This is a genomic window from Facklamia sp. P12932 (genome assembly GCF_050409545.1).
Lineage (GTDB): Bacteria > Bacillota > Bacilli > Lactobacillales > Aerococcaceae > Facklamia.
On record NZ_JBNUPG010000006.1, the window covers coordinates 1 to 21131 of the forward strand.

General features: G+C 38.0%; 22 protein-coding genes. 18 read left to right on the forward strand and 4 right to left on the reverse strand.

Translation table 11 applies throughout. The features are described from left to right. Positions 1 to 186: 186 nt before the first annotated feature. From purE to ACQV2P_RS04050, 11 genes are all read left to right on the forward strand, one after another. Positions 187 to 672 carry a 5-(carboxyamino)imidazole ribonucleotide mutase gene (purE, locus tag ACQV2P_RS04000; protein WP_428881762.1) on the forward strand — a complete coding sequence of 162 codons (486 nt, stop codon included), beginning with the start codon at positions 187 to 189 and terminating at the stop codon, positions 670 to 672. Continuing rightward, positions 665 to 1795 carry a 5-(carboxyamino)imidazole ribonucleotide synthase gene (gene purK, locus ACQV2P_RS04005; protein ID WP_428873448.1) on the forward strand — a complete coding sequence of 377 codons (1131 nt, stop codon included), beginning with the start codon at positions 665 to 667 and terminating at the stop codon, positions 1793 to 1795. The genes purE and purK overlap by 8 nt, the downstream gene beginning before the upstream one ends. Before the next feature lie 27 nt (positions 1796 to 1822). Beyond that, positions 1823 to 2071: a phosphoribosylformylglycinamidine synthase subunit PurS gene (purS, locus tag ACQV2P_RS04010; RefSeq protein WP_428873447.1), complete on the forward strand. Its 249-nt coding sequence runs from the start codon at positions 1823 to 1825 to the stop codon at positions 2069 to 2071. A 1-nt stretch (position 2072) separates the two neighbouring features. Next, the gene (gene purQ, locus ACQV2P_RS04015; RefSeq protein ID WP_428873445.1) at positions 2073 to 2759 is read left to right on the forward strand and encodes a phosphoribosylformylglycinamidine synthase subunit PurQ; all 687 of its coding nucleotides are present in this window, start codon (positions 2073 to 2075) and stop codon (positions 2757 to 2759) included. Continuing rightward, complete coding sequence (gene purL, locus ACQV2P_RS04020; protein WP_428892627.1) at positions 2752 to 4977, forward strand: phosphoribosylformylglycinamidine synthase subunit PurL; 2226 nt, start codon at positions 2752 to 2754, stop codon at positions 4975 to 4977. The genes purQ and purL overlap by 8 nt, the downstream gene beginning before the upstream one ends. After that, entirely contained in the window at positions 4956 to 6446 is a 1491-nt protein-coding gene (gene purF / locus ACQV2P_RS04025; RefSeq protein ID WP_428894649.1) for an amidophosphoribosyltransferase, read from the forward strand. The genes purL and purF overlap by 22 nt, the downstream gene beginning before the upstream one ends. A gap of 18 nt (positions 6447 to 6464) precedes the next feature. Then, positions 6465 to 7505, forward strand: a complete 1041-nt coding sequence (gene purM, locus ACQV2P_RS04030; protein ID WP_428873441.1) for a phosphoribosylformylglycinamidine cyclo-ligase — start codon at positions 6465 to 6467, stop codon at positions 7503 to 7505. 14 nt (positions 7506 to 7519) lie between these two features. Further along, positions 7520 to 8086, forward strand: coding sequence for a phosphoribosylglycinamide formyltransferase (gene purN / locus ACQV2P_RS04035; protein WP_428873440.1), 567 nt, complete (start codon positions 7520 to 7522; stop codon positions 8084 to 8086). 1 nt (position 8087) lies between these two features. Further along, entirely contained in the window at positions 8088 to 9653 is a 1566-nt protein-coding gene (gene purH, locus ACQV2P_RS04040) for a bifunctional phosphoribosylaminoimidazolecarboxamide formyltransferase/IMP cyclohydrolase (protein ID WP_428881765.1), read from the forward strand. A gap of 15 nt (positions 9654 to 9668) precedes the next feature. After that, entirely contained in the window at positions 9669 to 10922 is a 1254-nt protein-coding gene (purD, locus tag ACQV2P_RS04045) for a phosphoribosylamine--glycine ligase (protein WP_428875217.1), read from the forward strand. A gap of 71 nt (positions 10923 to 10993) precedes the next feature. Next, positions 10994 to 11887, forward strand: coding sequence for a mechanosensitive ion channel family protein (locus ACQV2P_RS04050; RefSeq protein ID WP_428873436.1), 894 nt, complete (start codon positions 10994 to 10996; stop codon positions 11885 to 11887). 62 nt (positions 11888 to 11949) lie between these two features. Here the strand turns inward: ACQV2P_RS04050 and ACQV2P_RS04055 are convergent, their stop codons facing one another. Both ACQV2P_RS04055 and ACQV2P_RS04060 read right to left on the reverse strand, forming a co-directional pair. Next, entirely contained in the window at positions 11950 to 12843 is an 894-nt protein-coding gene (locus tag ACQV2P_RS04055) for a fructose bisphosphate aldolase (RefSeq protein WP_428873435.1), read from the reverse strand. Between the two features lie 69 nt (positions 12844 to 12912). Continuing rightward, entirely contained in the window at positions 12913 to 13476 is a 564-nt protein-coding gene (locus tag ACQV2P_RS04060) for a 5-formyltetrahydrofolate cyclo-ligase (protein ID WP_428876262.1), read from the reverse strand. Positions 13477 to 13596: 120 nt separating this feature from the next. Between ACQV2P_RS04060 and ACQV2P_RS04065 the strand changes: the two genes are divergently transcribed. Further along, positions 13597 to 14274, forward strand: a complete 678-nt coding sequence (locus tag ACQV2P_RS04065) for a uracil-DNA glycosylase (protein ID WP_428894650.1) — start codon at positions 13597 to 13599, stop codon at positions 14272 to 14274. A 12-nt stretch (positions 14275 to 14286) separates the two neighbouring features. On the opposite strand, the gene ACQV2P_RS04070 is transcribed toward ACQV2P_RS04065, so the two are convergent. Then, a complete protein-coding gene (locus tag ACQV2P_RS04070; protein ID WP_428876260.1) occupies positions 14287 to 14946 on the reverse strand; it encodes a lysostaphin resistance A-like protein in 660 nt (219 codons plus the stop codon). Positions 14947 to 15091: 145 nt separating this feature from the next. On the opposite strand from ACQV2P_RS04070, the gene ACQV2P_RS04075 reads away from it, so the two are divergent. From ACQV2P_RS04075 to proC, 4 genes are read left to right on the forward strand one after another with little or no spacing between them, the layout of a single operon-like run. Continuing rightward, positions 15092 to 16984 carry an ABC-F family ATP-binding cassette domain-containing protein gene (locus ACQV2P_RS04075; RefSeq protein ID WP_428875213.1) on the forward strand — a complete coding sequence of 631 codons (1893 nt, stop codon included), beginning with the start codon at positions 15092 to 15094 and terminating at the stop codon, positions 16982 to 16984. Positions 16985 to 16995: 11 nt separating this feature from the next. Next, positions 16996 to 17934, forward strand: a complete 939-nt coding sequence (locus ACQV2P_RS04080) for a thymidylate synthase (protein ID WP_428873428.1) — start codon at positions 16996 to 16998, stop codon at positions 17932 to 17934. Between the two features lie 15 nt (positions 17935 to 17949). Further along, positions 17950 to 18441: a dihydrofolate reductase gene (locus ACQV2P_RS04085; protein ID WP_428894651.1), complete on the forward strand. Its 492-nt coding sequence runs from the start codon at positions 17950 to 17952 to the stop codon at positions 18439 to 18441. Continuing rightward, the gene (gene proC / locus ACQV2P_RS04090; RefSeq protein WP_428873425.1) at positions 18442 to 19254 is read left to right on the forward strand and encodes a pyrroline-5-carboxylate reductase; all 813 of its coding nucleotides are present in this window, start codon (positions 18442 to 18444) and stop codon (positions 19252 to 19254) included. A gap of 57 nt (positions 19255 to 19311) precedes the next feature. Here the strand turns inward: proC and trhA are convergent, their stop codons facing one another. Further along, positions 19312 to 19983: a PAQR family membrane homeostasis protein TrhA gene (trhA, locus tag ACQV2P_RS04095; RefSeq protein WP_428873424.1), complete on the reverse strand. Its 672-nt coding sequence runs from the start codon at positions 19981 to 19983 to the stop codon at positions 19312 to 19314. A 187-nt stretch (positions 19984 to 20170) separates the two neighbouring features. On the opposite strand from trhA, the gene ACQV2P_RS04100 reads away from it, so the two are divergent. Both ACQV2P_RS04100 and deoD read left to right on the forward strand, forming a co-directional pair. Then, the gene (locus ACQV2P_RS04100) at positions 20171 to 20389 is read left to right on the forward strand and encodes a YozE family protein (protein WP_428873423.1); all 219 of its coding nucleotides are present in this window, start codon (positions 20171 to 20173) and stop codon (positions 20387 to 20389) included. A 12-nt stretch (positions 20390 to 20401) separates the two neighbouring features. After that, a complete protein-coding gene (gene deoD, locus ACQV2P_RS04105) occupies positions 20402 to 21115 on the forward strand; it encodes a purine-nucleoside phosphorylase (protein ID WP_428873422.1) in 714 nt (237 codons plus the stop codon). The last annotated feature ends 16 nt before the right edge of the window (positions 21116 to 21131 follow it).

Genomic DNA, 21131 nt, shown 5'->3' on the forward strand with positions numbered 1-21131 from the left:
TATACCATTCAATTAACCGTTTAAATACAAACTCCAACTTTTGAGGTTCACATCATTAAAATACTTAAGCATAGTTTTTAATTCTGATTCAAACACGAACATTAAGATAATTAAGCCTTTGTTTGTTTGAATCGAGGTTTATTAAGCACTTTTAATGTGCTACTATGCTTTTGAGGAGGCGATGAAATGGTATCGGTTGGAGTCATTATGGGGTCAAAATCAGACTGGCCTACAATGAAAATAGCCACAGAAATGCTAACTGAATTTGGAATCGAATTTGAAAAGAAAGTTGTGTCAGCACATCGTATGCCTGATGAAATGTTTGCTTATGCTAAAGATGCTCACAAGCGAGGTCTACAAGTTATTATAGCAGGTGCAGGGGGAGCTGCTCATCTACCGGGAATGGTTGCAAGTCAAACTACCTTGCCGGTTATCGGTGTGCCTATTAAGAGCTCTACTTTAAATGGATTGGACTCATTACTATCCATTGTTCAAATGCCAGGTGGTGTTCCGGTAGCAACAACAGCTATTGGTAAGGCAGGGGCAAAAAATGCGGGCCTATTAGCTATCCGAATTTTAAGTCTACAAGATACTTCTTTAGTGCAGAAATTAGAGCAATATCACCGACAGATGCGTCAAATGTCCATAGAAAGTGGGCAAGAACTTGAATAATTACATTAAACCTGGTTCTACTATCGGCATTATCGGCGGCGGACAACTGGGCAAAATGTTGTCCCAATCTGCAAAGCGGATGGGATATCGCGTAGGAATTTTTGATCCAGGACAAAATTGTTCAGCCTCTCAAGTTGCTGACTTTCATTGTCAAGCAGCTTTCGATGATCAAAAAAGTCTAGCTGAATTCGCCCATCAAGTCGATGTATTAACTTTTGAATTTGAGAATATTTCTTTGGAGTCGCTTAATAGAATTGTAGAAGAGGGAGCATATCTTCCTCAAGGTTCTTCAATTTTAAGACTTACTCAAGATCGTTTAACAGAAAAAGAGTTTTTAAGAACTAGTGGTGTACCCGTTGCAGATTATTATCCAGTTAGTAGTTATGAAGAACTTAAGCAAGGTCTTGAGCAATTAGATTACCCAGCCGTCTTGAAGACAAGACGCTTTGGTTATGATGGTAAAGGACAAATCATGTTAAAGAGCGAAGACGATATAGAAGAAGCCAAACAGCTTATTGACTCAGCTCCTTGTATATTAGAAGCTTTTGTTCCTTTCGATATGGAGTTATCCCATATGGTCGTAAGGAATAAACAAGGTCAAACGCGTATTTTTCCTTTGTCTGAAAATATTCACTATAATCATATTCTTCATCAGTCGATTGTACCCGCTCGTGTTTGTGAAGCAGTGGCCAATCAAGCCTTTAAGCTGGCAAAAACGATTGCCCATAAACTGAACTTAATTGGAATTGTTTGTATTGAAATGTTTCTAGCCGACGATAAAATTCTAGTGAATGAATTGGCACCTCGACCACATAATTCAGGTCACTATACCATTGAAGCATGTCAGTATTCACAATTTGATTTACATATTCGCTCAATTTGCGGTATGACACTTCCACAAAATAAACTATTATCTCCTGTTGTAATGACAAATATTTTAGGACAAGATCAAGAGATGGTGATTGACCAATGGCCAAATCATCCCGATTGGCACCTCCATCTATATAGTAAGGGGGAAGCGCGTCAAGATCGTAAGATGGGACACATCACTCAGCTTGCTCAAAATCCTGAGAGTATTTTAAAAACATTAAAAAAGATTGACAATTGGTCTTATAAATCATAAAAATCTAAAATTTAAGGAGTTGTTCTTATGTATAAAGTAGAGGTATTCGTAACTTATAAGGAATCAATTTTAGACCCTCAAGGTGAAGCAATTAAAGGTTCTGTTCATCGTATGGGAGTTAACCAGGTTAAAGAAATTCGTCAAGGAAAATACTTTGAATTAAAAATTGAAAAAGGACAAGAAAAAATTGAGACTTTAGTTGAGGAAATCTGTGATAAAATTTTAGCTAATCCGGTAATGGAATCTTATCGTTACACAATTACGGAGGTGGAATAGGATGAAGTTTGCAGTCATTCAATTCCCAGGCTCTAACTGTGATTTAGATGCCTTTCATGCTATTAAAGATGTCATGGGGCAAGAAGTAGAATATGTTAGTCATAAGGCTGATTCCTTAGAAGGTTTTGATGCAGTCCTAGTACCTGGCGGGTTCTCATTTGGTGATTATCTACGCTGTGGTGCGATTGCTTCTCATTCTAACGTGATGCAAGCTGTTAAAGCGTTTGCTAATGAAGGCAAATTAGTCATTGGTATCTGTAATGGGTTTCAAATATTAACAGAAGCAGGACTTCTGCCAGGTGCTTTGATTCGTAACACTTCTTTAAAATTTGTTTCAAAAAAACAGCCTCTAGAGGTTGTAAATGCAGGTTCTGCCTTTACAAATGCCTATGAAGAAGGACAGATTATTACCGTTCCAATCGCTCATGGTGAGGGGAATTATGTCGTTTCAGAAGATGAACTTAAATTATTAGAAGAAAACAACCAAATTCTTTTCCGTTATGCAGGAGAAAACCCGAATGGCTCGATTGCAAATATTGCTGGGATTTCTAATAAAGAAGGCAATGTGATGGCCATGATGCCACACCCAGAACGGGCAGTTGAAGAAATAATTAATGGTACAGATGGTATTGGAGTCTTTCAATCAATGATTAATCACTATCAAACAAAGGCGGTGCAACATGGCTAAATTAAAGGAACTTTCTCCTCAAGAAGTAGAAACAAGTAAAATTTATCGTGATTGGGGATTAAAGGATGAAGAATACTTACATATCAAAGAAGATATTTTAGGACGTCAACCAAATTTTACTGAAACAGGCCTTTATGCTGTGATGTGGTCTGAACACTGTTCTTATAAAAACTCTAAGCAAGTACTTAAGAAGTTTCCAATAGATGGTCCACAAGTTCTTCAAGGACCCGGTGAAGGAGCAGGTATTGTCGATATTGGTGACCAACAAGCTGTTGTTTTTAAGGCTGAGAGTCATAATCACCCGTCTGCTATTGAACCTTATGAAGGAGCAGCAACTGGTGTCGGCGGTATCTTAAGAGATATCTTCTCTATGGGAGCTCGTCCCATCGCATCATTGAACTCCTTACGATTTGGGGAGTTAGATAATGACCGTATGCGCTATTTATTCGAAGAAGTAGTCGCCGGAATTGCTGGATATGGAAATTCAATCGGGATTCCAACAGTAGGCGGTGAAATTGCTTTTGATGATTGTTATAAAGGAAACCCTTTAGTAAATGCGATGTCTGTAGGTCTAATTGACCATGCAGATATGCAAGTAGGTCAAGCCCAAGGAATTGGAAACTCTATTGTTTACGTAGGAGCAAAGACAGGGCGCGATGGTATTCATGGAGCAACTTTTGCTTCAGTAGAATTTGACGATGAAGTGGAATCTGAACGCTCAGCTATTCAAGTAGGAGACCCATTTATGGAAAAACTCCTGATGGAAGCCTGTTTAGAAGTTATCTACAACCATAAAGAAGCTTTAGTGGGTATTCAAGATATGGGTGCGGCTGGTTTAGTTTCTTCGTCTTCAGAAATGGCTGAAAAAGCTGGCACAGGTGTAACTTTAAACCTTGACCTAGTTCCTCAAAGAGAAACGGGCATGATTCCTTATGAAATGATGCTTTCTGAATCGCAAGAACGGATGCTTTTATGTGTCAAGCGTGGTATGGAAGAAGAAATTATCAATGTCTTTAAAGAATATGATCTAGACGCTGTAGTGATTGGTGAAGTTACTGGGGATGGTCAATACCGCTTGATGCATCAAGGTAAAGAAGTAGCCAACTTACCAGTTAATTCGCTAGGAGATGGACCGGTGTATAACAATCAAGGTCAAGTACCAGAGCGTATTCGTGAATGGGCAGATAAGGGACAATTCCAACCACAAATTGATAATGCGACCCAAACATTAAAAGATATCTTACAACAGCCAACAGTCGCTTCTAAAAAAGTAGCTTACGATACTTTCGACTCGCAAGTTCGAACCTCTACTTTAGTCTGGCCAGGCTCAGACGCAGCAGTGGTTAGAATTCGTGGCACTAAAAAAGCGATTGCTATGACTGCTGATTATAATTCACGTTACATCTATCTCAATCCGGAAATTGGTAGCCAAATGGCTGTAGCAGAAGCAGCTAGAAATATCGTAGCTTCAGGTGGAAAACCTTTAGCAATTACTGACTGTTTAAACTTTGGAAGCCCAGAAAAGCCAGAAGTCTTTTATGAATTAGATAAATCAGCTGATGGTATTGCAGCAGCCTGCCGTCAATTAGATACACCAGTTATTTCTGGTAACGTATCACTTTATAATGAGACAAATGGTCAAGCAATCTATCCTTCTCCAATGATTGGTATGGTTGGATTAATAAAAGATATCGAAAAAGTAACTACTCAATTCTTTAAAGCAGCTGGAGATGCTATTTACATGATTGGTCATACGACAGATGCCTTTAATGGATCTGAATTACAAAAAATGATGCTAGGTAAGATCGAAGGTCCTTTATTTGACTATGATTTAGCAGCTGAAAAGGCCAACCAGGAGACTGTTGCCGCGGCTATCCAAAAAGGATATCTTGCTTCTGCGCATGACCTTTCTGAAGGTGGATTAGCTGTTGCTTTAGCGGAGTCAGCATTTAATACGGACTTAGGTCTAGAAGTAAAAGTGGACCTACCAGCTAGTCATTTATTCGCAGAGAACGGTTCACGCTTTATTGTTTCTGTAAGAGCTGATCAAAAAGCAGCGTTTGAAGCTGAATTTAAAGACCATTTCACTTTAATCGGTCAAGTAACCGATAAAGATCGAATTCGAATTCAAGCCAAAGACCAATTTATTGATGCCAAACGCTCAGACTTGCAACAACTATGGGAGGAAGCTATACCATGTCTTTTAAGAGGGAAGTAATCCGAGGGCAAGAAGTCGTCTCTACTGAAATCACCGATGATATATTCGATTTACCCTATGAAGAATGTGGTCTAATAGGTTTATGGAATCAAAAAGATGCCGCATTTGATGCTTACTATGGTCTACATGCCCTTCAACATCGTGGTCAAGAAGGGGCGGGAATTGCTGTCCTTAATGGCGATGAAATGCTAGCTCATCGTGACTTTGGTTTAGTGAATCAAGTTTTTAATCGCCGTCAAAAATTAGAAGAATTACCTGGAGATGCTGCCTTAGGTCATGTACGTTATGCAACTGCCGGTCTTAATGATATTAATAATATCCAACCCCTTGTCTTTCATTTCAATGATGGACCGGTTGCCATGGCTCATAACGGAAACTTAGTCAATGCTCACACTTTAAAAGTGGAACTTGAGAAAAAAGGCTCTATTTTTAATACCACTTCTGATAGTGAAGTAATTATGCATTTGATTCGTCGCTCTCAAAAAGAAAGCTTCATTGAAAAGTTAAAAGAATCTTTAAAGCAAGTGGTAGGAGGTTTTACTTATCTGTTCCTTACTGAAGAAGAATTAATTGGAGTGTGTGATCCCAATGGGTTTAGACCGTTGATTGTAGGAAGAATGCCTAATGGTGGGTATGTAATGGCTTCTGAGTCGTGCGCTTTAGACCAAATTGGTGCTTCTTATCTATTTGATGTGGAACCAGGTCAAGTGGTTTCCATTAATAATGAAGGTATCCAAAAAGAATATTATATAGAAAGCCGTCAACAAGCTATTTGCTCGATGGAGTTTATCTATTTTGCTCGACCGGATTCGAACATACATGGTATCAACGTACATACAGCTCGCAAGAATTCAGGAAAAAAACTAGCCCAAGAACAGCCGGTCGAAGCTGATATTGTAATTGGTGTTCCCAATTCATCACTTTCGGCTGCCTCAGGTTATGCAGAGGAAGCTGGTATTCCTTATGAAATGGGTCTTATTAAGAACCAGTATATTGCACGAACTTTTATCCAACCAACCCAAGAACTAAGAGAGCGGGGTGTAAGGATGAAGCTTTCAGCAGTCCGCAAAGTTGTCGAAGGAAAACGTATTGTGATGGTAGATGATTCCATCGTTCGAGGGACAACGTCTAAAAGAATTGTTGGCTTATTAAAAGCCGCAGGTGCTAAGGAAGTTCATGTACGCATTGCGTCACCCGCACTTAAACATCCTTGTTTTTACGGTATTGATATTTCGAATACGCGCGATTTAATTGCGGCCAACCATACACTAAAAGAAATTGAAAAGATTATCGATGCTGATTCATTAGCCTATCTCAGTGAAGAGGGTTTAGTTTCGGCTATTGACCTTCAATCAGATGCTCCTTATAAAGGATTATGTATGGCATACTTTAATGGAGATTATCCGACAGCTCTACATGATTTTGAAAAAGAATATCTTGCAGAATTAGAACGCATTGTTGAAGATTAATGATTAGGAGGAAATAAGTTGACGAAGGAAAATGCTTATAGTCGTGCAGGAGTAGACGTGCACGCTGGATATGAAGCGGTTAAAAGAATGAAAAAGCATGTCGAAAGAACCATACGTCCTGAAGTGTTAACTCATTTAGGTGGCTTTGGTGGAGCGTTTGATCTTTCAAAATTTTCATATCAAGAACCGGTTTTAGTAAGTGGAACAGACGGGGTCGGTACCAAATTAATGGTCGCTATTCAAGCAGGAAAATACGATACAATTGGTATCGATTGTGTAGCCATGTGCGTCAACGATGTGGTGGCTCAGGGTGCAGAACCTTTATTTTTCCTTGACTACATTGCGGTGGGTAAAAATGATCCGCAAGTAGTCGAGCAAATAGTAGCAGGGGTTGCTGAAGGTTGTGTTCAAGCAGGAGCCGCTTTAGTGGGTGGAGAAACAGCTGAAATGCCTGGTATGTATGATGAGAAAGATTTTGATGTGGCAGGATTTACTGTCGGAATAGCCGAGAAAAAAGAATTGCTTACGGGTAATCAGGTCAAGGCAGGAGATGTTCTAATTGGTTTAGCTTCATCAGGCATTCATTCCAATGGTTTCTCTTTAGTCCGTGACATCTTCTTCAATCAACATGATTATCAATTATCGGAGCCAGTTTTAGAAGGCGCTGACCAAAGCTTAGCTGAAGCTTTATTAGTTCCAACAAAAATCTATGTCAAAACGGTCATGCCATTGGTTAAGGCCGGTTTAATTAACGGAATAGCCCATATTACAGGTGGAGGGTTTGTCGAAAACTTACCACGGATGATGCAAGAGGATTTAGCTTGTGAGATTAATTTAGGCTCTTGGCCAGTGTTACCAATCTTTAATCAAATGCAAGCTTTAGGAAAAATTGAATCCTTAGAAATGTATGAAATTTTTAACATGGGGATTGGTATGGTCCTAGCAGTAGATGTTGAAAAAGTAGTGGAAGTAAAACAAAGATTAGACCAACTTGGAGAAAACGCCTATGAAATTGGTCAAGTGGTTGAGAAAAGAGATAAAGAAGTTATTTTCAACTAGTAAGGAGGGGAAGGATGAAAGTTGCAGTATTTGCATCAGGGTCAGGTTCTAATTTTCAGGCTTTAGTGGAATCATGCCAGGATCGACCTGACATTGAATTTGTCTTATTATTTTCAGACTATCATCAAGCTTATGCATTGGAAAGAGCAAACAAATTGGGCATAACTACTTTAGTGGCCAGTCCAAAAGACTTTAATACTCGAGAAGACTATGAAAATTTTCTATTAATACAGATGCAGGATTATCAGATTGATTACATTCTATTAGCAGGTTACATGCGTGTCATTGGTCCACCTTTATTAGAAGCTTATCCTGATCGAATACTCAATATTCATCCTTCACTGCTTCCTGCTTTTCCTGGTCGGCACGGCATCGCTGATGCCTACCGAGCTGGGGTTAAAGAAACAGGAGTGACTGTTCATTTAGTGGACCAAGGAATCGATACAGGCAGAATTTTAGGTCAGAAGAAAGTTTTGATTGAAGAAGGCGAAAAATTAGTGGATCTTGAGGAAAAAATCCATCAAGTAGAACATCAATTATATCCTCAAGTTGTAAAAGAATTTCTTAAAGGAGTGGAGTAAATTGTCACGTGCATTAATAAGTGTTTCGGATAAAACAGGTCTGCTACCAATGGCGAAAGCCTTAATTGCTCAAGGAGTTGAGATTATCTCAACAGGAGGGACCAAACGTTTTCTTGATGAAGCTGGACTTAAGACAACGGCTGTTGAGGAAGTGACTAATTTTCCTGAAATGATGGATGGCAGAGTGAAGACCTTGCATCCAAAAATTCACGGAGCTTTACTGGCTTTAAGAGATAATAAAGACCATCAACTAGCGGTTAAGAATCACGAAATTGAGTACATCGATTTTGTTATTGTTAATCTTTATCCATTTAAGCAAACAATTAAAAAAGCAGAAGTGACTTTAGCAGAAGCAATTGAACAGATTGATATTGGAGGACCGAGTATGATCCGTTCTGCAGCTAAAAATTATCAATCTGTCACCGTTGTTGTAGATCCAAGAGACTATGCTGTTGTCATTGAAGAATTAGAAAGTCAAGGTCAGACTAAGGCTGTTACTCGTCAACAATTGGCTCAAAAAGTGTTTGCTCACACGGCAGCTTATGATGCTTTGATTGCCAGTTATTTGGCTAATCAAATTGCTGAAGTGGAAGAAGAAGGTCAAATTGCACCAGTTGAATCACTTACCTTAACTTATGATCGGATGTATGATTTAAGATATGGTGAGAATGCTCATCAAAAAGCAGCTGTCTACCAAAAACCAATCACATCTTCTTATGCTATTACTCATGCCAAAGTTTTAAATGGTAAGCCTTTATCTTATAATAATCTACGCGATGCAGATGCCGCTATCAAAATGATCCGCGAATTTCCAGATCAAGCATGTGCAGTGGCAGTTAAACACATGAATCCTTGTGGTATAGCGGTTGCTGAAACAATAGAGATAGCTTTTAATCGATGCCGTCAAGCAGATCCAATTTCTATTTTTGGAGGCATTGTGGTTGTGAATCGGACCTTAACAATTAAATTAGCTGAAACGCTTCATTCCATGTTTCTTGATGTTATTATTGCGCCTTCTTTTGAAGAGGGAGCTTTAGAAATCCTCAAGCAAAAAGTGAATGTGCGTGTACTTCAATTAGACATGGATGACCTTTCAATGGATGCTGAAGAAATAACTTCGATAAGTGGAGGACTTTTAGTTCAAGAAGCTGATAGTTTAGTAGAAGATTCTGAACAATGGCAGCAAATGGGGACAGTTTCAACTTCTAATGAAAAAAGAGCGGCTTTATCATTTGCCTGGAGAGTGGTTAAGCATGTTAAATCAAATGCCATTGTTGTGGCTGATGGTCAGCAGACTTATGGTGTAGGTGCAGGTCAGACTAACCGTGTAGGAGCTGCTAAAATTGCTTTGGATCATGCTAAAGAATTAGGTGCCGACTTTTCTAAGATGGTATTAGCTTCAGATGCCTTTATACCAATGACAGATACAATTGAGTTAGCCCATCAATATGGTGTTCAGGCAATTGTGCAACCCGGTGGTTCCATTGGTGATAAGGAAGTAATTGCCAAAGCCGATGAATACGGTATTGCTATGTTAGCGACCAAAGTCCGTCATTTCCGTCATTAAGAGAAAGAGGTAATCATGAAATTATTAGTTATTGGTAGTGGAGGACGCGAACATGCGATTGCCTATCATTTGTTAAAAAGTCCCCTAGTCGAATCGGTTTTTTGTGCTCCTGGCAATCCAGGTATGAAAGTAGATGGCATAAATTGTGTAGACATCGCTGAGAATGCTTTTGAAGACTTAATCAATTTTGCCAAACAAGAACAAATTGATTGGACTTTTGTAGGTCCGGAAGGTCCTTTATTTGAAGGAATTGTTGACCATTTTACCCAAGCAGGTCAAATTGCTTTTGGGCCAAGTAAAGCTGCTGCTCAAATCGAAGGTTCTAAATTGTTTGCCAAAAAATTAATGCAAAAATATAAGATTCCAACTGCCCAGTATGCTAGTTTTACTGAGCAAGAGGCTGCACTCGCTTATTTGAATAACCAGTCGACTCCGATTGTAGTTAAAGTCGATGGGCCAGCTGCAGGTAAAGGAGTTACCGTTGCTTTAAGTAAAGAAGAGGCAGAGAATGCGATTAAATTAGCTTTTGAAAAAGATCCAGCAAAGCAAAGAATCGTAATTGAAGAATGTTTGCTTGGACCAGAGTTTTCAATCTTTTCAATGGTTTACAAAGGTAAAGTTTGCCACTCTTTGCCAGCTAGAGATCATAAACGTTTATTAGATGGTAATCTGGGGCCTAATACAGGCGGTATGGGAGCATTTGCCCCCGTTGAAGATATCTCAGAAGAACTATATCAAGAAACCCTTCGAACGATTGTAGAGCCTACTTTAGTGGCTATGGATAAAGAGGGGACTCCTTTTAATGGTGTTTTATACACAGGGCTAATGAACACAGCTGAAGGACCAAAAGTGATTGAGTTTAACGCACGTTTCGGTGATCCAGAAACCCAGGTCGTCTTGCCTTTATTGAAAACAGATTTTGCAGAATTGATCAATGACTTGCTGCATGGTCGTGAGACCCAAGTGGAGTGGAGGGAAGAAAAAGCATGCATGGGAGTTATCTTAGCTGCTGAAGGTTACCCACAAAATCCTACACGTGGGATTGAGTTTTCATTAAAGTCTTCTATGGATGAGACTATGAAAATCTACTATGCAGGAATTTCTTCTTACCGCCCACTTGTTTCTAGCGGGGGAAGAATTGCCATGGTTACTTGTTTAGCTGACACAAAGCAATTAGCACAAGACAAAATTTATGAGTATCTATCAAAACAAGCACTCGATCAAATTTATTACCGTAAAGACATAGGGGTCAACTTGCTTAAGCCATAGCATTCCTTTAGAATGAAAATATCGGTTTTCAATCGACTTTCATTTTAAGGATATAAATTAGGAGGTTGGCTATGGACTTTATTTCAGATATCGTCACACAATTCCGAACGGAAATTGATATTATTCAGCTATCACAAGATATTTTGATTAGCTTATTTAAAATCATTTTCTCAGTCATTCTACTTTACACTTTAAAAAAAGTTTTAATTAAAATGATTGAGAGTTACTTTCTGGGTAAAAGGTCTTCACGTATTCGCTTTGCTAAAAAAGCACGCAATCATACAATTAGTCGTTTATTGACTAACTTGGTTCAATATCTTTTTTATTTCTTTTTAGCCTATACGGTCTTAAGTATCATGGGTGTTCCAGTTGGTACTTTAGTAGCTGGGGCTGGAATTGTCAGTTTAGCCATTGGTTTGGGTGCTAAAGATTTAGTCTCAGATGTTGTTAATGGTTTCTTCATTCTCTTGGAACACCAATTTGATGTTGGGGATGCGGTAGATATTAACGGCTACAGTGGAACCGTTTATTCCATTGGTTTAAGAAATACGGTCGTCCGTGATTACAATGGAATTCATCATTTCATTCCCAACGGGAGTATTACTCAAATGTCCAATCTCTCACTCAATAGTATCCGTGTGGATATTGATTTGTTCATTTATCCTGAACAAAATATAGATCAGCTTGAAGCTCGGCTTCAAGAAATCTATTTAAAAGTGCCACAAGATGATCAGTTGATTTTACGTGCTCCAGAATTTTTAGGAGTCTTTCGTGACTCACAAGGACGTTTGATTTATAAAATAAGGATATGGTCCAAGAGTGTTGATGACATGTTAGTCGTTCAAGCTAGATACTATAAAGCTTTTATCCAAGGCTTATCTGAAGCTAAGGTGAAATTAGCCATGGGTAATCAAGAGCGAGTTCAAGTAGCATTAAATGAAGAACAGTTCATGGAAGCAGAATAAATAATAGCCAAATAAAAAGCTGACCTCATTTGAGGTTAGCTTTTTATGTATAAACCTAATATTTAAGCTTTGTTAACTGAAGCATCGTAAATACCATCGATGGCTTCTTTAATAGTTTGATTGAACTCTTCATCACTTTGACTGGCTCTTAAATCTTGTGAAAGAGCACGGGAGAATGAAGCGATGCAGTTAGGTGTTTTCTTCAAGCGGGCATTAGCTTCCTCGGTAGGATATCCACCTGATAAAGCAACGACTCTTACCATATTTGGATGGTTGGCAATTTCTTCATAGGTAGAAGGCTTAGTAGGGATAGTAATTTTAAGCATCACTAATTCATTTTCTTCCAATTTGTTTAAGTGAGCCAGAATCTCTTCAGCTAATTTTGCTTCGATCTTTTCTTTATCTTCTGCATGAATATTTACTTCAGGTTCGATAATTGGAACGAGTCCTGCAGCAATAATTTGTTTAGCAATTTCAAATTGTTGATCAACAACTGCTTTGATTCCGACTTCAGAATATGAATTAATAGTAGAACGCATTTTTGTTCCAAAAATATGACGCTCATTAGCTCTTTCTAACAATTCATCAAGAAGGGTGATAGGTTTCATTAGTTGAACACCATCTGCTTCTTCCATGAGTCCTAAGTCCACTTTAAGGAAAGGAACTACTTTTTTCTCTTCCCAAAGATAGTCAGCTGTTTTTTTGCCTTCAACTTCACGATCGATTGTTTGTTCAAATAAAATAGCGCCTAAGATTTTTTCGTTGCTAAAAGAAGGGGCAGTCATGATACGTCTACGCATTTCATGAACTTTATCAAACATTTCATCTTCATTTGAATATTGGTCCTCGTTTACTCCGTATGCCTTTAAAGCTTTTGGTGTGGATCCACCAGATTGATCAAGCGCAGCGATAAAACCTTTGCCGTTTTTAATTTGTTCAAATTGTTGTGAATTCATTCCATTACTCCTTTACGTTTACTATGCTTATGATAGCTTTAAATCTTAAAATATGCAATCTATTTCATTTTAATCAATAAGGTAAGTGCCTTCTTCAGTCACCACCAGGTCAACTTGTTTGTCATGGTCTTCTGTAGGAATGTCATCGTATTGTAATTGGGCATAATAAGGTAGAACTAAATAGGCATTTTTAGCTCTAAGTAAGTAACGATCATAGTAGCCTCCGCCATAACCAAGGCGCTCGCCACGGTTATTGCAAGTTACGCATGGCATAATGATAAGGTCGATGTCTTCTGGTTCAAGTCTTTGACTGATTTTTTCTGGCTCTAAGATTCCAAAAGCGGATCTTTCTAGAGGAGAATTTTCTTTATATACTAAGGCTTCCATGACACGACCAGGGAAAACTCGAGGAATACCCACTGTTTTTCCGTCTTTCCATGCTCTTTGAATGATGGGATGAGTGTTCATTTCTTCATCAGTAGAATAATAAACCATCATTTTTTTTGCTTTTTTATATTCATCCAGTTGGAAAAGCTGTTGATAAATTTTTTCTTCGGCAAAGCGACGATATTCACTTGAAAGTTGGGCTCTTTTTGCAAAAATTTCTTTTCTTAATTCTGTCTTACTCTTCATTTTGAACCTCCTAATAAAATACTTATTATAATTATACCATTAGTTTATAAAAGATAAATCAACTGCTTTCTACTTGTATACTTTTAAATTACAATGATAATAAAAGAAAGAGGTGTTTTTATGTATCAATTAGCTGATTTAAAAGAAATCGCAGCCAATTGGACAGCTTGTTTAGACAAGCAAGAACAATCGCTTGTCCTGAATCAATTAAACAATTATTTAAACCAGGAAGAGGCTGTCATATATCCACCAGCAGTAGAAGTTTTTAAAGCTTTAGAGCTGTGTCCATATTTTGATACTAAGGTAGTTATTATTGGACAAGATCCTTACCATGGTCCTAATCAAGCCAACGGCTTGGCTTTTTCAGTGAATGAGGGCCAGTCAGTGCCTCCTTCTTTGAAAAATATTTTTAAAGAATTATCAGATGATCTCAAAGTCCCTATCCGAAAAGAAACAGACCTGTCAGACTGGGCGAGACAAGGAGTGCTGTTATTAAATCGCGTGTTAACCGTCAGAGCAGGTGAAGCGAACTCTCACCAAGGAATCGGATGGGAATTCGTCACCAACCAAATCATTCAATGCCTTAATCATCATCCAAACTCTCTTATATTTATTCTCTGGGGTAAAAAAGCACAATCACTTGAAAAGTTGATAGATCGTTCCAAGCATCGAGTGATCAAGTCCAGTCACCCGAGCCCCCTAGCAGCCTATCGTGGTTTTTTTGGATCCAAGCCTTTTTCGAAAACCAATTCCTTTTTAATTGAAAAAGGCTATCAGCCTATCAAGTGGACACCTTAGTTAAAACTATAACTAGGTGAAAAAAGTAAGCGTAATCCAAGCAATCAAATTATTGATAAAATGAAAACTCATGGATGCCGCTACATTGGCTTGATACTTCCAATAAAAATAAGTGAGACCTAAAGTCAACGGAAGATAGATGACAGCATCTGCTAAAGTAGCCATGTGCGCTCCTGTAAATAGTAAAATCGATAAGATTGTCATTGACCATTTGAACGATTTGCCTTTGTGGACTGAGGGACCGATGATGGCTTGACGAAAGATTAGTTCTTCCACAAAAGGAGCAAAAATAACTAACATAAAGAAAGTAAAATAACTAGGAACGTTCCCAATTAAATCTTGGATGGCTTGTTGATTAGCCCCCATACCCTCCAAGTCTATATAAGGCTCAATTAGACTAAGTAGGATAATACGTACAATGCCAATAATTAAGAAGCAAAGGATAGTTTTACCTAAAAGACTCTTCCAACTAGTTTGCTGGAGTAATCGCTGCCATTGATCCATTGTATATTTTCCATACAAGTACCAAGCAACAAAGCAAATAATTAGCATACTGACTAGTAAAACCCATGGTATCGACTCTTCTGCCACACCTAAGGCAAGAGCAATAGCGGGGCTGATAAGATAGAAAAGGATATAAGTAAAAAGTAATTTCCAAGCTCTATTTTTCATAATAACCTCCTAAAATTTTGATAATATTATTATATCTTATCCTACTAAAAAGACTAGTCTATCTAATGCTGAATGATTTTGATATTTTTCAAGATAAGTTGCTTGTATGCTATAATAAGTTGATTGTAAAAAAGGGGTAGAGACTATGAAAGAACTAAGTATACAAAATCTATCAAAATCATATGGTGTGAAGCAATTGATCGACCAAGTCGATTTTTCAATCCGAACAGGTGATCGAGTGGGGCTTATTGGACCGAATGGAACTGGAAAATCTTCTTTTTTAAGAGTAATTGCAGGAATCGATAGTTATGATAATGGTCAAATTAAAGCCCCTAATCAATACGAAATTGCCTATCTGGAGCAAAACCCTCGTTTAGATCCAGATAAAACCATCCTAGAAACGGTTTATGATTCAAAAGCAGCGGATATTCAATTGTTATTAACTTATGAAAAATGTCGCATGGAGTTAGAGGCTGACCCAACCAATCATTTCTTACAAGATCAATTCACCAAATTATCAGATGAAATGACCTTGAAATCTGCTTGGGAAGTTGAGATATCGGCTAAGTCTATTCTGACCCAATTAAAAATCTATAATCTAAATAAAAGGGTTGGAGAATGTTCAGGGGGCCAGCAAAAACGGATTGGGATCGCTCAAGTCTTAATTGCTGAACCGGATCTTTTAATTTTAGATGAGCCGACCAATCATTTAGACGTAGAGTCAATCCAATGGTTGGAAAAATATTTAGCTTCTTACAAAGGTGCTTTATTACTAGTCACTCATGATCGCTACTTCTTAGAACGCTCAGTCAATAAAATTATTGAATTACAATATGGACGCATTACTGAGTTTGAAGGCAATTATCAGACTTATTTAACTAAAAAGGCTGAATTGATCGAAATGCAAGCCAAACAAGCCCAAAAACAAGATCGGCTCTACTTACAAGAACTCGCCTGGATGCGTCAAGGCGCTCAGGCCAGATCAACCAAACAACAAGCTAGGATTGATCGCTTTAACCAATTGAAGGATTCGATCGGCCTAAGAGACCAATCTCAAGATGCTATTGATTTTAATTTTTCACAACAGCGGATGGGTAATCAAATTATTGAATTAGAAGACCTTACAGTCGAAATTGCTGATAAGATTATCATTAACGGTCTAACTAAGACATTTGTTAAGGGCGATCGTTTGGGAGTTGTGGGTCCTAACGGAGTGGGGAAATCAACTTTCTTAAATTGCTTGGCAGGCTTGCATCCACTTAAAAAGGGTATATGTCGGTTAGGACAAACAGTCAATATCGCTTATTATCGTCAATTAGATGAAGATTTGCCACAAGCTATGCGTATCTTAAGCTATTTAACCCAAGTAGCGGATCAGTTCAAACGTCCAGACGGTTCAAGAGTTTCGGCTGCGCAAATGTTAGAGCGTTTCAATTTTCCCAAAGAGAGTCATGGTTCACTGATACAGTCACTTTCTGGTGGAGAAAAAAGAAGACTTTACTTATTAACCCTCTTAATCCAAGAACCCAATGTTCTTTTATTGGATGAGCCAACCAATGACTTAGATATTGAGACTTTAAATACTTTAGAAGACTATATAGAATCTTTTGAAGGCGTAGTGATTATTGTTTCTCATGATCGTTATTTTTTAGATAAGACAGTCGATCAATTACTGGTCTTAAAAGGAGAAGGGAAGTTTGACTTATACTGGGGAAGCTTTTCAGAATACTTAGAAACTAAGGATAATCATATTGAGAATGAAGCAAAACCAAGTAAGCAAGCCAACAAAGAAAACGCTCAAAAGTCTCAATTAAATAAAAAAAAGCGAATGACCTATCATGAAAAACAAGAATGGCAAGGTCTTGAAGAACGGATAGTCGAGTTAGAAAGCCAAATAGAGCAAAAGCAAAAACTGATGGAAGAACATTCAGAAGATGCTGGTAAGCTAATGGATCTTCATACTGAAATTGAGTTTCTAGAAGCTAACTTACTAGAACTTTATGAACGCTATGACTATTTAAGTGATTTGGACCAATAGGAGGTAGACGGATGAAACAATATCAAGAACTGATCAGTTATATTCTAGACCATGGTGACAAAAAGTCCGATCGCACAGGAACTGGTACGCTATCAACTTTCGGTTATCAAATGCGATTTGATCTCAGTAAAGACTTTCCTCTTTTGACTACTAAACGGGTGCCTTTTGGTCTAGTTAAATCGGAATTAATGTGGTTTTTAAAGGGGGATACCAATATTAAATATTTATTAATCCATAACAATCATATTTGGGATGAATGGGCCTTTGAAAACTATACGCAATCAGCTGACTACAAAGGAGTGGACATGACTGATTTTGGTCGACGTATCCTAGAAGATAAAGAATTTGCAGAAAACTACCAGATGGAGATGTCTAGTTTTCAAGCTAATATTATAGCTAGCAATCAGTTTGCGGCTAAGCATGGTGACTTAGGTCCTATCTATGGCAAACAATGGCGATCTTGGGAGGCGAATGGTGAAACCATTGATCAAATTCAGCAGGTCATTGAATCTCTTAAAGATAATCCAGATTCTAGAAGGCATATCGTAACGGCATGGAACCCTGCAGCTATTGATAAAGCGGTCTTACCACCCTGTCATTGCTTCTTTCAATTCTATGTTAGTAAAGGCCGTTTATCCTGTCAGCTTTATCAACGCTCAGCAGATGTGTTCTTAGGCGTTCCTTTTAATATTGCTTCTTATGCTTTATTAACCCATTTAATCGCCAAAGAAACTCATTTACAGCCGGGTGAATTTGTTCATGTTTTAGGGGATGCCCATTTGTATTTAACCCATTTAAAGGCAGCACGGACTCTTTTAGAGCGTTCTCCACGTTCGCTTCCCCAGCTTAACATTTCAGATTTTCAATCCATCGATCAATTGAATTTGAATCAGATTCAGATTGAAAACTACCATCCACATCCAACAATTAAAGCAGCTATCTCAGTTTAGTAAATAGGAGGAGAAATGATGATTACATATGTTTATGCCCAAGATTTAAAAGGCGCAATTGGTTATCAAAAGGACTTACCATGGCATTTACCTAACGACCTCAATTTTTTTAAAGAAGTTACCATGGGACATACTATGTTGATGGGGAGAACGACTTTCGAATCAATGGACCGTAGATTTTTACCAGGTCGCAAGACGGTTGTATTAACCAGTCAAGAAGATTATGGTCAAGATATTGCACAGCTGAACTTGGTACATAGTGTAGAAGATGTCTTAGAGCTAGCAAAAGATCAAGAATTAATGGTTATTGGAGGAGCAGGTGTTTTCAAAACTTTGATGGACCACGTCGATAAGATTGTGCGTACCGTCATCGAAGGAGAGTTTCCTGCAGATACCTATATGGCGGATATTGATCAAGAAAAGTTCCGTTTGGATAAGCTGGTTGAAGTTCCTGCAGATGCAGATAATGAATACCCTCATCGTTTTGAGTGGTGGGTGAGAAAATAAATGACTGATTTTACCACTTTTAAAGCAATTGGCTGCATTGGTTGTGGCAATATGGGATCAGCGATTATAAAGTCTCTTTCGACTAACTTTTCCAATTTAGCCTTTTACTTATATGATAAAGACAATTATAAAAGTCAAAGCTTGGCTAAGGACTGTGGTGAGAGTGTTGAAGCAGTAAATAGTCTTGAAAAGCTTTTAGCTTCTGCTCAAATCTTTTTTATCGGAGTCAAACCGAAAGACTTAAATATCTTGTTGGACTCCCTTAATTCTATTGAATTACTTGATTCTAAATTATGGATATCGATGGTAGTGGGTAGGTCATTAAGTAGTATTCAAAAGCTACTTCCTCAAGGGCATCATCTTATCCGCATAATGCCTAATACCCCTGTTGCCATCGGACAGGGTTATGTTTCTTATTGTTACCAGAAAGAAAATTTCAATGACCAAGTAATTAATGAATTTAAGAACTTATTACAACCCTTGGGACATCTTCAGTTGATCGAAGAAAGCTTATTTGATGTTGCTTCTGCTATTGCAGGATCAGGTCCTGCCTTTATCTACCAGTTGATTGAAGCTATCAGTGATGCCGGCGTTTATTATGGCTTGAACCGTCAGCAAGCCATTGATATGGCGGCTAAAACAGTGGCTGGTGCCGGTCAAATGGTTCTGGAAAGTCATCAACATCCTGCTCAATTAAAAGACGCTGTGACCAGTCCTAAGGGTACGACCATTGCCGGTGTTAGAAGTTTAGAAGCGAATGGATTTCGATCGGCTATATTTGAAGCTGTTTCAGCAACCGTAGAGAGAACATAAGAATAAATCCATCTCCTATTCTTTTTAGAATGAGAGATGGATTTTATTGATTGAAGTTTATAGGTATTGAAAAATTGAGTAAAACATTAAACCTGCTCCTAAAATAACAAAGAGGTGCCAAATAACGTGCATCCAGCGATTAGATTTCATAGAATAAAATATCGTACCGAGAGAATAGGCGATCCCACCTAGAGCCAGATAAATTATTCCCCAAAGGTCTATTGATTTAAAGAGGGGATAAATAATTAATAGGCACAGCCATCCTAATGCTAAATAAAGATAGGTCGATAACTTTGGAAAACAGTCGATAGCAAAGACTTCAAATACAATCCCTGCTATTGCCAACATCCAGATGAGAGCAAGAAAGAGATAAGCCAAGTGATTATTAAGAGCTATCATGAGATAGGGAGTATAAGTTCCGGCAATTAATAAATAGATCGCTGAATGGTCCAGTTTTTGTAAAACACGTCGATATTTACTGTGGGAAAAAGAATGGTAGAGGGTTGAATTAGTAAAAAGGGCCACCAAAGAAAAGCCATAAACGATATAGGCAATCATATCGATGCTGGATCTTTGAGCTAATCCTTTTTTAATGAGTATATAAGTCCCAAGCAAAGATAAAGCAGCAGCGATTCCATGAGTGATAGCATTCCAAGTTTCGACTTGTTTGAATGAATGACTACTTCTAGATGGTGTCATTGTCGGATTGGACGAAGATGAATTAAACATTTAATCGGCTCCTTCTTTTATACTAATTCAATTATACTTAAGTTAGGGTTTAGATGAAAGAAAAGTCGGTTTATGGAATAATTGATTTATTTATTAGGATTACAAATGCTATAATAAAAATAATTCCACGAAACCCAGAGTATTTAACTTTATCAAAGAATGATCTTTAAAGAATAGGAGGTCTAGGATGGGACCTAGTTTTTATGAATTTATAATGCGATATGCTGATGAAGCTGCCAATGATCCCATGAGTCGCTTAGCCAATGCAGTCAGTAACGACATTGCTTTTCCCAAGCAAAGTCATGATTTTCAAGAAATATCTGATTATTTAGAAAAAAATAGTCACTATTCAAGACTATTAAGTATTTTTGATGATGCCTGGCACCAATATCAATATGCAATTTAAAGGAGAGATTTGATGAGTACACATATTCAAGCCCACTATGGGCAAATAGCCCCGATAGTTCTGTTTCCCGGTGATCCCTTAAGAGCAAAATATATTGCTGACCAATTTTTAGAAAATGTTATTCAATATAACGAAGTGCGCAATATGTTTGGCTACACAGGAGATTACCACGGTATAAAAGTATCGGTTCAAGGATCTGGAATGGGGATGCCATCAGCTATGATCTATGCAGAGGAGCTTTACCGTGACTATGATGTGCAAACAATTATTCGGGTAGGATCTGCCGGTGGTATGCAAGAAAATGTTAAAGTTAGAGACATAGTCTTAGCCCAAGGAGCTACAACCGATTCTTCAGCTTTAAGTAATATTTTTAAAGGACAAGTTTCCTATGCTGCACTTGCTGATTTTCAAAGTCTTGATCACGCTTATCATTTGGCACAAACAAAAGTAGGAGACCGGGTTCATGTAGGGAATGTACTTTCTAGCGATCGTTTTTATAATGATGAGTTAGATAAAGAAAAATTAGCTCAATATGGTGTTCTAGCAGTTGAAATGGAAGCAGCCGGACTTTATGCCGTGGCAGCAAAATATCAGCGCAGAGCTTTAGCTATTTGTACGATTTCTGACCATCTATTAACTGGTGAAGAGACAACCGCTCAAGAGCGTGAACAAACCTTTACAGACATGATGGAAATAGCTTTAGAAACAGCTTTAAAATTGGATTAAACAATAGAAAGAAGGG